The sequence below is a fragment of the Anaerobacillus sp. CMMVII genome, from assembly GCF_025377685.1.
Lineage (GTDB): Bacteria > Bacillota > Bacilli > Bacillales > Anaerobacillaceae > Anaerobacillus.
Genome location: NZ_JACEHK010000002.1, coordinates 1 through 13368 on the forward strand (window position 1 = coordinate 1; position 13368 = coordinate 13368).

Consider the following 13368-nt stretch of genomic DNA (forward strand, 5'->3'; position numbering starts at 1 on the left):
ACATATACATGAATTTCATAGTAGCTTTTCTTAAATTTTCTATAAATTTTACATACTTTTTTGACCGAGCCATCGTTTCTTCATAAATAAAATGTTTACGGTGCTTAATTAATTTCATTAATACTTTACTACATATGGCGCGTGACTCCTTATGAACAAGATTAGCGGCTTGTTTTGGATTGTCTTTTTTTAATAGGTGATATTTTGGTAACATTTCTTTTATTTCATCAGGGTCAATGGCAATAGCTTCAATCTTTTTTCTTTTAAGTAACTGCGGTATAACCGACTTTCTTAATGAAGTCTTACCTGAAGCCGTCCCTCCACCAACTAAGATCGCGATGGGTCTTTGTCCTTTATTTGTACTGGTGGCATTTTTAAGATAATTTTTATTATCTTTTCATGAAATAATTTTTGGTGCTTACTTAGTAGTTCATGATTAGTATTTGAATTTCTATATGGGTTATTATGAAGCGTTTCACCCTTTGCTTTTCTAAAAACACACGAGAGTACTCTTATTAGTTTATTTAACATCCAGCTCACCTAGATTAATATATTCAAAATTTATTTGAAATGTTAATAAATATATTGGTGGATAAAGATAAGGTATATGCAACTTCCACCATTAACCTTTCTAGGAATGATATTACGGTAAATGGGAAAAAGTAATTACGAAAAGATTGAAGGAGGAATTAAAATGAAACTTAAGTATATTGTTATGGCTTTTACTTTATGTCTAGTAGTATTAGGTGCATCGGGGATGAGTGTAGTTGAAGCTGCTCCGAAGGTTATCGATTTTGAGTTAGAAGTCGAATTAAAAAATGATACTGAATACGATATTGAGTATGAGGTAAAAGGGGAGAGAATTGAAGCCAAATATAAAGTCCCTGGCCAAGCAACAAAATATGGCCAAGAAGCACAAGCTTTAATTGAACCCTTACTAAATCAATGGAACGTATCACCAGATATAAACAAAGAAGAACTAAAAAAACAAATTCTATCGACTTTACAAGTGAATCCAATTGATGTGGATGAATTTGAACTTGAAGTGAAATTTGATAATGGTCAAAATCTAAAAATTGACCGATAAAGACTTTTACGCTTACTTAGTACGGAGTAAGCGTTTTTTTACTTTACCTACTTTTCGTTTAGTTACTAACCAACTGAAATTCCTTGATGGGAGTTGAGTATGTACCAAAAATAAAATGTGAGAATTAAAAACTAGAATACCTCACACAACTAGAGGGTCTAAGTTGATGAACGATGAATATCACAATAGAAAAAGTAACAGGCAAAGTAGCAAAAGTTTTATAACTCAAGTTTGAAGTATTATTCTTAAAATTTTTGTCTCAACTTTCCACTTAATTGAGTATAGATACGAGTAGTTCCACTCTTTTTATTACAACTGAATTCGTTATTTTTTTCTTTAAGAAGCTCTTTGAGACTGTAAATGGTAGGATCTTAAAGAAAGCACGGAGTACCGGATGTCTTCTAAGAGCACAGACCCGTTGCGTTAGCAAAACGGGCACCCATCCCCTTGGGCAGGCATGATGAAGGAATGAGGTGGCTTAGACAAGTTGAGAATGGGAGGGATTGCCTCCAGGGGTGGCGTAGAGAATATCTACATTATATGGTAATAAATATAGTTTGTTTTATCTCCTCTATTTCCCCATGCCTCTATGTTGCAAAACTAGCAACACTCATTCCATTCATCCGTTATTGTTCTAACAAATGGATTGAAATTCTGCGAATAAGTGAGCATTCGAGGAGATAATAGTATCTAACTGAGGGAGTTGAAAAATTGACTGTATTAAAAGAAGGTATGGTGATTGTGAGATTGCTGGATGAAACAGAAATTAACGAATAATAAAGAATGAATGTTTTTTATAAGGTATTCTTTAAATAATTGTGAAGAACGAGGTGTTTTATCGGTGTTCTTCAGACCTTATTTGGTTAATAACTGATTTACTTTTAAAAGCAGGTCTTTGATGGAAAATGGTTTTATTAAAAGTTCTAGATTGTTATCAGCACATAAGCATTTATTTATTGATGGACTTGTTTTAACAAATAAAATAGGCGTATCTATGCCCTTTTTTCTAATGTCTGAACATAGTTGAAGTCCATTTACATCATGAAGGTTTACATTAATAATAATTAAATCAAAGGATTTTTGACTACAATTCAGAAATTGTTCAGCACTCTCAAATAGTGAAACCCTTACTCCTCGTGATTCAAGGTTATAGCTAATTAAAAGTGCATGAGACGGTTCATCTTCTAACAATGCTATTTTTTTTATATCTTCCTCTATGAATTCCAAAAAATACCCTCTCCTATTTCCCTATTTTCAAGAATGGGGGAACGATGCAGATTAAAAATCGATTATATAATTAATTACTTATATATTAAGTTACTGTAAAACTTAAATCAATTATGCAGTTTGTTAAGTTTATGTAAAGGCTTTAAGATCGAGAAGGAAAATAAAATATCGTAGGGAGTATACGTATTAATAACTCCGAGAAAAAACGACCAGAACTTAATCCTAGTCGTTTCAACGAAAGTAACATTTATTCTTCTCCAATGACCTCTTCAGCAATATTCACCGCGTGGTCACCAATGCGTTCAAAGTTACTCACTATATCCACAAATACAATGCCAGCCTGTCCTGTACATCTGTTTTCATTTAAACGTAGGATATGTTTCTTACGCAGTTCGCGCTCCATTTTATCAATTTTTTCTTCTTTTTCTAGAACCGCCCTAGCTTCATCAATATCTTCCAAGTCTAATGCTTTAATAGCTTGTTTTAATGTGGATAAAGTTAACTCAAACATTTCTTCAAGATCTGCAATAGCTGACTCTGAAAACTTGACCTTATTTGTTATTTGATATTCCACAAGTTCCATTATATTTTCCATATGATCACCAATACGCTCAAAGTCTCTAATAGTATTCATGAGAGTGTGGTGAAGTTTTGTGTCCTGGTTCGATAATGAGTGTGAAGATACTTGGATAAGGTAATCAGTAATTTTTTTATCCAAATTATTGATGGCATCTTCGTATTGCGGGATTAATTCTCTATGTTTTTTTCCTTGTGTTTTTAAGTAAAGGCCAACTTCTTTTAGTCCATTTTCAGATAACTCGGCCATACGCAATACTTCTTTTTTCCCTTGACCTAGTGCTATACCAGGTGATTGTCTAATAAACTTTTCGTCCAAATGAACTGCTTTATAAGCAATGGCTGAATCTTGACCAGGAATGATCCTGACAACTATCCAAGCGAGAACAGTAATAAACGGCAATTGGATAATTGCATTTGAAACATTAAAAATACCATGCGCGAAGGCAATTGTCATTTCTGGGTTTAAATTTAAACTATCACGGATGTATTCAATTAAAACTGTAAAAGGACCTAAAATGATTAATACAATAGTAGTTCCGATTAAATTAAAAATAACATGAGCTGCAGCAGCACGTCTTGCAGCAACTGACGCCCCTATTGCTGCTAATACAGCGGTAATTGTCGTCCCAATGTTATCACCAAAAAGAACAGGTAATGCAGCATTTAAGTCCATTAACCCTTGTCCAAAAAGAGTTTGAAGTAAGCCGATAGCCGCTGTAGAACTTTGTACAGCAATGGTAAATATAGTACCAATTAAAACACCTAAAAGAGGGTTTTCGCTCATACTAACTGTTAAATCAGCAAATGCTTGCACATCTCGCAACGGACGAAGCCCATCACCCATAAAATTAAGCCCTAAAAACAATGCACCGAAACCGAAGATAACCTGCCCATAATTATTAATTCTAGTATTTTTAAAGAAGAAAATGAAAAAAGTCCCTAAAGCAATAATTGGTAGTGCATATGCGGAAATTTTTATCCCAATAATAAATGCTGTAACAGTTGTGCCGACATTAGCACCGATTATAACACCAATTGCTTGCTTTAAAGTCATAAATCCGGCATTAACTAATCCGATGGTTAGAACTGTCGTACCTGTACTTGTCTGAAGTAAAATAGTTACAAAAATTCCCGCGATCACCCCCATCACAGGGTTAGTGGTAAAACGATCAAGTAGATCTCTAAGCCCCTCCCCCGCAACTTTTTGAAGTCCATCGCCTAAATATTTAATCCCAAATAGGAAAATCCCTAATCCCCCAAAAAACATAAATAACATTGTTTGTAAATCCATTATTAGTAACATCCTTTCTTTCGACAAATTCCTACAATTATAATCTTTCCCTAAAAAAAGTTAAAATCAAAGTAAATAAAACTTTTGTAAAGATTTTTCTTAAGGAAGTATAATAAATAAAATACATTAAGTTATGAAATGATAGGAAATAAATAATACAATTTTTCAAAAAAAAATCCTTGATATAAGTATAAAAGTAAGATAGCATATAAGTGATTTATTATATAAGTAATTAATTATATGGAACTTAAGGGGGGCTAAAATGGAGCATGTTGTTGAACTTGAAAAGGCTACATTGGTATTAAAGTTATTAGGGGATAAAACACGTTTAACAATGGTAAAGATTTTAAATTCGCATGATTGTTGTGTTTGCGAATTTGTTGAAATATTTAAAACTAGCCAACCTGCTATTAGTCAACATATTCGTAAGTTAAAAGATATTGGTATCGTCCGAGAAACAAGGAGGGGTCAATGGATCTTTTATTCTCTAAATAAAGAAAGTGTCTATTATCCTTTAGTCTTAAGTGTTTTGCACTATATAAAAAACCAAGATTATAAATTAAAAGAGTTAGAGGAACAAGGTTTACGTATTTCATGTGATTAACAAAGGAGAGTGAAGGAATGAGTACAAAAGAAGATAAACAAGGAATTGGTTTTTTTGAGCGATATTTAACGGTATGGGTTGCTTTGTGTATTATTATTGGTTTAGCTATTGGTCAGTGGTTACCTGTAGTACCTGAAACTTTAAGTCAATTTGAATATGCCCAAGTTTCTATTCCTGTTGCCATACTTATTTGGTTAATGATTTACCCTATGATGGCGCAAATTGATTTTACTAGCATTGTTAATGCAGGAAAGAAGCCTAAAGGTTTAGTGATTACACTTGTAGTGAACTGGATCATCAAACCTTTTACTATGTTTTTCTTTGCGTGGATCTTTTTTAAAGTGATTTTTTCACCTTTTATCTCAGGGGAATTAGCTACTGAATATATTGCTGGTGCCGTTCTTTTAGGTGCTGCTCCATGTACAGCCATGGTATTTGTTTGGAGTTATCTTACTAGAGGAGATGCTAGTTATACACTTATTCAAGTATCAGTAAATGATTTGATTTTAATTTTTGCTTATGGACCAATTGTTATGTTTTTACTTCGTATTAACAATGTCGTGGTACCATATGAAACAGTCATTTTATCAGTCGTGTTATTTATTGTTGTTCCTTTAGTGGCAGGATACTTATCCCGTGTTGTACTAATAAAAAATAAAGGTAAAGAGTGGTTCGAGCAAGTCTATTAAAACGGGCAGGAAAGTTTACGATGGTAGGTCTTCTGCTTACTTTAATTATTATTTTCTCTTTCCAAGGTGAAGTGATTTTAAATAATCCATTCCATATTGGATTGATAGCTATTCCTTTAATTATTCAAACTTTCTTTATATTTATTATTGCTTATTTCTGGGCTAAGAAATGGCGTTTAGATCATAGTGTTGCTGCACCAGCAGCCATGATTGGAACGAGTAATTTCTTTGAATTAGCTGTTGCTGTTTCGATCGCATTATTTGGATTGAATTCAGGGGCTACGTTAGTAACGGTAGTAGGTGTACTAGTTGAAGTGCCGCTGATGCTGTATTTAGTGAAAATAGCAAATAATACTAGACACTGGTTCCCTGAACAAAAATGGGCAAGATAAAAATAGGTAGTCAAAATTATAGTCATTCAGAAGGAGTATTATTATGAATAAAAAAACAATTTATTTCTTATGTACAGGTAATTCTTGTAGAAGTCAGATGGCAGAAGGTTGGGCAAAGGAACATCTAGGGGATGAGTGGAATGTTTACAGTGCAGGGATTGAAGCCCATGGGTTAAACCCGAATGCTGTAAAAGCAATGAAAGAAGCTGGAATTGACATTTCAAATCAAACATCGGATATTATTGATCCTGAGATTTTAAATAATGCTGATTTGGTGGTCACATTATGTGGTGACGCAGCCGATAAATGTCCTATGACACCACCACATGTAAAGCGAGAGCACTGGGGCTTTGACGACCCTGCTAAGGCTGAAGGAACAGAAGAAGAAAAGTGGGCATTTTTCCAACGTGTACGTGATGAAGTGGGAGACAGAATAAAACGATTTGCTGAAACTGGGGAATAATAATCAAATAGCCAAGAGAAAATTCTCTTGGTTTTCTTCTTAATCTATATATAAGTATTTGCTTATATACCATTATCTATGTGGAGGTTTTATCAATGAAAAAAGTAGAAATCTTTGATCCTGCAATGTGTTGCTCGACTGGGGTTTGTGGTCCGAGTGTCGATCCAGAATTAACAAGGGTAGCAGCAGCTGTTTATTTACTCGAAAAGAAGGGGTTCGATATTAAACGATATCAGTTAACAAATGATCCTGATAAATTTGCTGATAACAAGGAAATAAATCGTATCTTAATGGAAAAAGGACCAGATGCTTTACCTGTTGTTTTAGTTGATGGGGAAGTTGAAAAAGTTGGTAATTATCCATCAAATGAAGAATTAGCTGAGTGGTTTAACGTTGAGTCCGAAGAATTAACCAAAAAACCAAAAACTCGACTATCCATTAATTTAAATAACCTTAAGTAAATTTGAAAGTAGGTGAAACAATGTATCCACTATTCAACCCTAATCATATCAAGACGAAGTTTTTATTTTTAACGGGAAAAGGTGGGGTAGGTAAAACATCAACGGCTTGTGCAGCAGCTGTAGCATTAGCAGATCGAGGAGATAAAGTACTACTAATTAGTACCGATCCCGCTTCTAATCTACAAGATGTATTTAATATCGAATTAACGAGTAAACCGAAAGCTATTCCAAAGGTTGCGAATTTATTTGTTAGCAATATTGATCCAGAAGAATCAGCAAAAGCCTATCGCGAAAAAATGGTAGGCCCATATCGTGACAAATTGCCAGCAGCTGTTGTGGCTACAATGGAAGAGCAGTTATCAGGTGCTTGTACAGTAGAAATTGCAGCATTTGATGAATTTACGGGCTTTCTTACCAATAGCGAGATTGTAGATCAGTACGAGCATATTATTTTTGATACAGCTCCAACAGGCCATACGTTACGACTATTACAATTACCAACGGCTTGGAATGGATTTTTAGAAGAAAGTACTCACGGAGCTTCTTGTTTGGGGCCATTATCGGGACTTGCAGATAAAAAGGATTTATATGCAAAGGCGGTATCTGCCTTATCTGATGTGGCGAGAACAACGTTAATTCTTGTTTCAAGACCTGAAAGTTCATCCCTAATAGAAGCCGATCGTGCTTCCCGAGAATTAAAAGAGATCGGCATCAATAATCAAATCTTGATTGTTAATGGGCTCCTACAGGAGCATAACGAAAGTGATGAAGTGGCGTCTACCTTTTACATGCGTCAAAGAGAGGCTTTAAGGACAATACCAGAGAATTTAAACCAAATGAAGGTTTACTCATTACCGTATGTACCTTACTCGTTAACAGGAATAGAGAATTTACGTATTCTATTTCAACCGTACAAAGCGGAAGTAATGGCAGCGGATGTTGAACGAAGGGAGATCAACCTTCCAGGGTTAAAGGAAGTTGTCGCTGACTTTTCTGCTAATGGTACGAAGTTAATATTCACTATGGGCAAGGGAGGCGTGGGTAAAACAACGGTTGCATCAGCGATCGCTGTTGGATTAGTCGAAAAAGGACATCGTGTGCATTTAACGACTACCGATCCTGCAGCTCACTTAGAATATCAATTCCAATCTGAACAGCAGAATGAAAGATTAACGATTAGCAGAATCGATCCTAAGGTAGAAGTTGAAAAATATAAAGCAAAAGTCCTGGAAAATTCGAGTAAGGATTTAGATGAAGAAGGTCTTGCTTATTTAAAAGAGGACTTAGAATCACCTTGTACAGAAGAAATTGCCATTTTCCAAGCGTTCGCAGAAGTGGTGGCCAAAACAGAAAATGAAGTGGTTGTCATTGATACGGCACCAACTGGGCATACCTTATTATTATTAGATGCTTCCGAATCCTATAGCAAGGAAATAGCAAGATCAACAGGGGATGTTCCAGAAAGTGCTAAAATGCTATTGCCACAAATAAGAAATCCAAAAGAAACGGCTGTAGTCATTGTAACGCTTGCAGAGGCGACACCTGTTTTAGAAGCTTCAAGGTTACAAGATGATCTAAGACGTGCTAGTATTCATCCGAAGTGGTGGGTAATTAATCAAAGTCTATTTGCAACGAATACAACTGATCCCATTTTAAAAGGAAAAGCATTAGCAGAGCAAGTGTGGATTCAAGAAGTACATGATAAGCAGGCAAATAATGCTGCGCTTATTCCTTGGTTCCATGAGGAAAAAATAGGATATAACAGCTTAAAGGATTTTATTAGTTGAATAGGAATAAGTAAAGAATTACAAAAGGAGAATGGATGTAATGACAACAAAGAATTACCATGAATTATTTAAAAATCGGATATATATTGGTGGAGCAGACGACGTTAATGATTTACTTGATAATGAAAAAGTAGATCTTGTATTTGACTTAAGGGCAGAGGCGCCAACAGAAGAAGTAAACTATAATCGCGTGCACAGTCCAATCGTTGATGATGCAGCGGACCAAGATGAATCTGTTAAGAAATCCATTGAACAAGTAGTTAAGGCATATAATGAAGGAAAAAATATTTATTTTCATTGCCAAGGCGGAAGTAACCGTACAGGTACAGTAGCAATAGGCACGTTGCTTCGTTTAGGTAAAGCAAATTCTATTGATGAGGCAGAAAAAATAGCTAAGGAAGCTAGACCGAAAATAAATGTAAAGCCAGAGATGAAAGAAACGTTATCTAGAATATTCGCAAATAAATAAAATGAACTAGCAATAATTCAAGGATTAGGTGAAAAATTTCATCTAATCCTTTTATGTTTGACTGCTAACTTTATATCTTCAGCACATTACTACTTCCTTCACCATTTAGCAAAAGAATGTCCACGATATCTCCTTTTTTATAGCCTCTAGTACCGCCTGGTAAAACAACCAAACAATCTGAGTTTGCAAGTGACCTAACTACCCCCGATTTATCTAGCCCTACAGGTTGGGCGTAAATTTTACCTTCTTCAATTTTCATTTTACTACGAATAAAACGGACAAAAGGATTCGGTTTAGGGAAATCTACTTTTAGAAGTCCTTGAATTTTTTGTAAGTGTGGTTTCTCCGAACCTAAGTAGTGTTGAATCCATGGTCGAGCCAATAACTCAAAACCGACAAAGCAAGCAGAAGGATTTCCGGACAAACCAAATAATAGTTTACCTTTGTATTCAGCAACTGTTGTTACACTTCCGGGTCGCATCCCTATTTTATTAAAGAGGACATTAGCGCCTAACTTTTCATAGACTGCTGGTAAAAAATCAAAATCTCCTACTGATACTCCCCCGGTCGTAATTAGAGTGTCTACTTTTCCTAAAGCAGAAACAATAGACTCAAAACATTGATCGAATTGATCATCTAGTTTTCCGAAGTATTTTGGATCCCCACCGGCTTTTATTATTTGCGAGACAATCATATAAGAATTACTGTTCCTTATTTTTCCTGGTTTAAGTGCTTCATGAACATCTAGTAGTTCAGTACCGGTTGCGTACACTCCAATAACAGGCTTTTTAGTTACTGGTACTTTATGATATCCAAATGTAGCTAATAAAGCTTTCACTCCGGGTTCTATCTTGCGTCCAGGCTCAACAAGTATTTCACCGATACGTGTTTCTTCTGCTTGGAACGAAACGTTATCCCCAGGCTTAAAAGATCGTTTAATAACGACATAGGTATTTCCACTTCTGACCACTTCTTTCGTTAATTCAAACATAACAATTACATCAGTTCCTTTTGGCATTTTTGCTCCGGTCATAATTCGAATTGCTTGCCCCTGTTTTGGAACCTTTTTTGCGATCCCACCAGCTCCAACTGTTTCAATTACTTCAAGTTCAATTGGGTTTGTTTGAGATGCTAAAACTGTGTCCTCAGCTCGAACAGCGAATCCATCTAATGGAGAGCGGTTAAATGGTGGAATATCATGGTCTGCTTTTATTGGCGCATGTAATATGCGGTTATCACTTGCATCTAATGAAACATATTCACACACACTTTCTCTTGAAAATTGCATGACTCTTTCCACTGCCTCTTGTATTTTAATTGGGTTACGATCGATTTTCATACATATCTTCCTTCCTTCACTGAAATGTCAAAAATGAATTCTTAGAAAGAGACTTCTTTTTACGAATAGTTTAACTGATCATTCAGTAATATCAACGATTTTTTTTGTAGGGAATATTATTGCCACAATTACGTTTTTTCCCTACAAGAGATATCCGTTTTCCTGATAGTGATAAAAATCACAATTAGTGCAAAATGAAGATAACAACAGGCACTACAATGAAAAATATCCCAATATATTGATCAACTAATGCACTTTGTGAATAATTTCACAAAGAGAACGAAATGCGTGTTATAGTTTAAGTGTACTAAAAAGAAGGAGGGGATTAAATGCTATCAAATATCGGAATACCAGGATTAATTTTAATTTTAGTCATCGCACTTATTATTTTCGGACCTAAAAAGCTACCTGAAATGGGTAGAGCAATAGGTGAAACATTAAAGGAGTTCAAAAAATCAACCCGTCAATTAACAGAGTTTGACGAAGTATCACAGGATAAGACAAAAGAGTAACTAAAAAAGGATATAGATGAAGAGGAGGAAAAGTGCATGAGAAGACGTACGTTTCTTAAAGCAAGTGCAGCAGCTGGTGCATTAGCGGCGGTTAGTAGTGCAATGCCAATTTCATTAAGTAATTTAGAAGAATCGAGAGTCAAAGCAGATGCAATGAAAGAAGAAAAATGGGTTAATAGTTTTTGTACTAACTGTGTAGGTTGGTGTCCTTTACGAGTTAGAGTGGTAAACGGCAAGGCAGTTCACGTTGAGGGAAACCCACTTTCAAAAACAACTGGCGGGAAGATTTGTCCTAAAGGCCATTTAGGTCTTCAACAAATGTATGATCCAGATCGTATTAAAGGCCCGATGAAAAGAACGAATCCTAAGAAAGGTAAAAATGAAGATCCGCAATTTGTACCTATTTCATGGGATGAAGCATTGGAAACAGTAGCAAATAAAATGAAGGAGCTACGTAATAGTGGTAATGCTCACAAAGTAGTATTAAATCGTGGTCGTTACAACACGTTAGATGTTCATTTATTGTACGAACGTTTTTGTAAAGTTTATGGAACTCCAAATAATATATCTCATAGCTCAATTTGTGCTGAGGCAACGAAGCAAGGTAGACAGATGGCAGATGGAGTATGGGATTATGTGGGAATTGACCTAGAAAGAACGAACTATCTATTATGTTTTGGAATGAGCCCGCTAGAAGCTCATCGTCCATATACAAGATTACTTAATGCTTTCGGAAAGGTTCGAGATCGAGCCAACCGTATAAAAATGGTCGTCGTAGATCCGCGAATGAGTGTTTCCGCTGCTAAGGCAGATGAATGGGTTGCATTAAATCCTGGAACAGACGGAGCTCTTGCTAATGCTATAGCACATGTTATCCTAACCGAAGGGTTATGGGATAAGAATTTTGTGGGAGACTTTGTAAATCCAGAAGATAAGTTTACAACTGGAAAAACAATTATGGAAACATCAGGGACTAATGAAGCTGGTGAACCGATACCAACATTTGTTGAAAATGAAACCCATGGGTTAATAAAATGGTGGAACATGGTTTTAAAAGATGCTACCCCTGAATGGGCGGCAGATATTACAGGTATTTCTGCAGATCGTATTATTAAAATAGCGAAAGAATTTGCGACAACAAAACCTGCGTATGCTTGGAGTGGTCGAGGAACGGGAATGCGGCCTAATGGAGCCTATTGCACATACAGTGTATACGTATTAAATGGGTTAGTTGGATCCATTGATGTACCCGGAGGAATTATTTATCCATCAGGTTCAACATATGCAGAGGATCCAATAGATCATACAGTGGTAATGGACGATATTGCTAACAAAGGCTTAGAGCAACCTCGTATAGATAACCGTCGTTCAAAGCAATTTCCAAATGCGGGTGTTGTTACAGCACAATTAGGGGAAGCCATATTAAATGAAGACCCTTATAATGTTGAAATGATTTTAGCGTATTTTAACAATTTTACATTCTCAATTCCAAATACGAAAGTATATGAAGAGGCTTATGCTAAAGTTCCATTTATCGTTCATATTACACCAATGATGGCTGAACTCACGACCTATGCTGATATTATTTTACCTACACCAACGAGCTTTGAGAAATGGAATTACACACACCCAGTAAAATCAGGTCTTTATGCGGAAACAAGAATTTCTACACCTGTCGTACAGCCTTTATATGACACGATGCAAACGGCTGATATTACACTTGAGCTTGCAAAGCGTATTGGGGGATCAGTGGCAAAGACATTCGAAGGGGTTAATGTTCAAGAATATATTAAGGCACGCTTAGGAGAAATGCAGTCTTGGGATGAGTGGATGGAAAAAGGAATTCATGTAAAAGATCCGTATAAGATTGGTTCTACCCGAGAGATAGGTTTTCCAACACCTACTGGGAAGTTTGAATTTTTCGCGAACACTACTAAACTATTATTTGAAGAAAGAGGAATTTCTGTAACGAATGATGCTGACATGGCACGTATAAAGGTTGATGCAAGAGGCGATCTAGTTTACCTTCCACATTGGGAAAAACCTAAGGATTTAGGTACTAAAGAAGAGTATCCGCTATTATTAATCTCCTATAAATCAGCACTTGCAGGTGAAGGTCGTACAGCAAATAACCCTTGGGCTCAAGATCGTTTCTTAGTCCAGTATGGAGCGGGAAATACGACTTTTGCTGAGATTAATCCAGATACTGCAGAAAAATGGGGGATTAACGAAGGTGATTTAGTTAAAGTGTCGTCATTATTTGGAGAAGTACAATGTCAAGCCAAGCTTTCGGAAGGAATTCATCCTGATATCTTAGCCATGGTTTATGGTAATGGTCACTGGGCTTATGGAAGATTTGCGAAAGATAAAGGCGTAAACCCGAACGATTTAAAAGGTACAGATTATGAATATATTTCAGGATCATCAAGTTACTATAATACACGCGTAAAAGTAACAAAAGTTTAGGG

General features: G+C 35.8%; 12 protein-coding genes and 1 pseudogene. 9 read left to right on the plus strand and 4 right to left on the minus strand.

The window, feature by feature from the left end; all coding sequences use genetic code 11:
- On the minus strand, positions 1 to 340 hold a 340-nt coding region (locus tag H1D32_RS04265; protein ID WP_314733365.1), incomplete at its 3' end, for a zeta toxin family protein.
- Positions 341 to 694: 354 nt separating this feature from the next.
- Between H1D32_RS04265 and H1D32_RS04270 the strand changes: the two genes are divergently transcribed.
- On the plus strand, positions 695 to 1087 hold the full coding sequence (locus H1D32_RS04270; RefSeq protein ID WP_261176928.1) for a YusW family protein: 393 nt from the start codon (positions 695 to 697) through the stop codon (positions 1085 to 1087).
- Between the two features lie 855 nt (positions 1088 to 1942).
- Here the strand turns inward: H1D32_RS04270 and H1D32_RS04275 are convergent.
- On the minus strand, positions 1943 to 2314 hold the full coding sequence (locus H1D32_RS04275) for a response regulator transcription factor (protein ID WP_261176930.1): 372 nt from the start codon (positions 2312 to 2314) through the stop codon (positions 1943 to 1945).
- Positions 2315 to 2561: 247 nt separating this feature from the next.
- Complete coding sequence (locus H1D32_RS04280; RefSeq protein ID WP_261176931.1) at positions 2562 to 4184, minus strand: Na/Pi cotransporter family protein; 1623 nt, start codon at positions 4182 to 4184, stop codon at positions 2562 to 2564.
- Positions 4185 to 4446: 262 nt separating this feature from the next.
- Between H1D32_RS04280 and H1D32_RS04285 the strand changes: the two genes are divergently transcribed.
- The 6 genes and pseudogenes from H1D32_RS04285 (at position 4447) to H1D32_RS04310 (ending at position 9049) form a co-directional block, all read left to right on the plus strand.
- Positions 4447 to 4788: an ArsR/SmtB family transcription factor gene (locus tag H1D32_RS04285; protein WP_261176932.1), complete on the plus strand. Its 342-nt coding sequence runs from the start codon at positions 4447 to 4449 to the stop codon at positions 4786 to 4788.
- Between the two features lie 17 nt (positions 4789 to 4805).
- A pseudogene (arsB, locus tag H1D32_RS04290) lies at positions 4806 to 5869 on the plus strand (ACR3 family arsenite efflux transporter).
- 43 nt (positions 5870 to 5912) lie between these two features.
- Positions 5913 to 6332: an arsenate reductase (thioredoxin) gene (gene arsC, locus H1D32_RS04295; protein ID WP_261176933.1), complete on the plus strand. Its 420-nt coding sequence runs from the start codon at positions 5913 to 5915 to the stop codon at positions 6330 to 6332.
- A gap of 95 nt (positions 6333 to 6427) precedes the next feature.
- Positions 6428 to 6793: an arsenite efflux transporter metallochaperone ArsD gene (arsD, locus tag H1D32_RS04300; RefSeq protein ID WP_261176934.1), complete on the plus strand. Its 366-nt coding sequence runs from the start codon at positions 6428 to 6430 to the stop codon at positions 6791 to 6793.
- A gap of 20 nt (positions 6794 to 6813) precedes the next feature.
- Complete coding sequence (gene arsA, locus H1D32_RS04305; RefSeq protein WP_261176935.1) at positions 6814 to 8580, plus strand: arsenical pump-driving ATPase; 1767 nt, start codon at positions 6814 to 6816, stop codon at positions 8578 to 8580.
- A gap of 40 nt (positions 8581 to 8620) precedes the next feature.
- Entirely contained in the window at positions 8621 to 9049 is a 429-nt protein-coding gene (locus H1D32_RS04310) for a protein-tyrosine phosphatase family protein (RefSeq protein WP_261176936.1), read from the plus strand.
- 70 nt (positions 9050 to 9119) lie between these two features.
- On the opposite strand, the gene H1D32_RS04315 is transcribed toward H1D32_RS04310, so the two are convergent.
- Entirely contained in the window at positions 9120 to 10388 is a 1269-nt protein-coding gene (locus H1D32_RS04315; RefSeq protein WP_261176937.1) for a molybdopterin molybdotransferase MoeA, read from the minus strand.
- Positions 10389 to 10717: 329 nt separating this feature from the next.
- Here H1D32_RS04315 and tatA point away from each other — a divergent pair, with 329 nt between their 5' ends.
- Both tatA and H1D32_RS04325 read left to right on the plus strand, forming a co-directional pair.
- On the plus strand, positions 10718 to 10900 hold the full coding sequence (gene tatA, locus H1D32_RS04320) for a twin-arginine translocase TatA/TatE family subunit (RefSeq protein ID WP_261176939.1): 183 nt from the start codon (positions 10718 to 10720) through the stop codon (positions 10898 to 10900).
- Between the two features lie 36 nt (positions 10901 to 10936).
- Positions 10937 to 13366: a molybdopterin-containing oxidoreductase family protein gene (locus H1D32_RS04325; RefSeq protein ID WP_261176941.1), complete on the plus strand. Its 2430-nt coding sequence runs from the start codon at positions 10937 to 10939 to the stop codon at positions 13364 to 13366.
- Positions 13367 to 13368 lie beyond the last annotated feature (2 nt).

Coding starts and splice junctions, on each gene's coding strand:
- H1D32_RS04270 (WP_261176928.1), top strand. CDS start 695: ATGAAACTTAAGTATATTGTTATGGCTTTTACTTTATGTCTAGTAGTA.
- H1D32_RS04280 (WP_261176931.1), bottom strand. CDS start 4,184: ATGGATTTACAAACAATGTTATTTATGTTTTTTGGGGGATTAGGGATT.
- H1D32_RS04285 (WP_261176932.1), top strand. CDS start 4,447: ATGGAGCATGTTGTTGAACTTGAAAAGGCTACATTGGTATTAAAGTTA.
- arsC (WP_261176933.1), top strand. CDS start 5,913: ATGAATAAAAAAACAATTTATTTCTTATGTACAGGTAATTCTTGTAGA.
- arsD (WP_261176934.1), top strand. CDS start 6,428: ATGAAAAAAGTAGAAATCTTTGATCCTGCAATGTGTTGCTCGACTGGG.
- arsA (WP_261176935.1), top strand. CDS start 6,814: ATGTATCCACTATTCAACCCTAATCATATCAAGACGAAGTTTTTATTT.
- H1D32_RS04310 (WP_261176936.1), top strand. CDS start 8,621: ATGACAACAAAGAATTACCATGAATTATTTAAAAATCGGATATATATT.
- H1D32_RS04315 (WP_261176937.1), bottom strand. CDS start 10,388: ATGAAAATCGATCGTAACCCAATTAAAATACAAGAGGCAGTGGAAAGA.
- tatA (WP_261176939.1), top strand. CDS start 10,718: ATGCTATCAAATATCGGAATACCAGGATTAATTTTAATTTTAGTCATC.
- H1D32_RS04325 (WP_261176941.1), top strand. CDS start 10,937: ATGAGAAGACGTACGTTTCTTAAAGCAAGTGCAGCAGCTGGTGCATTA.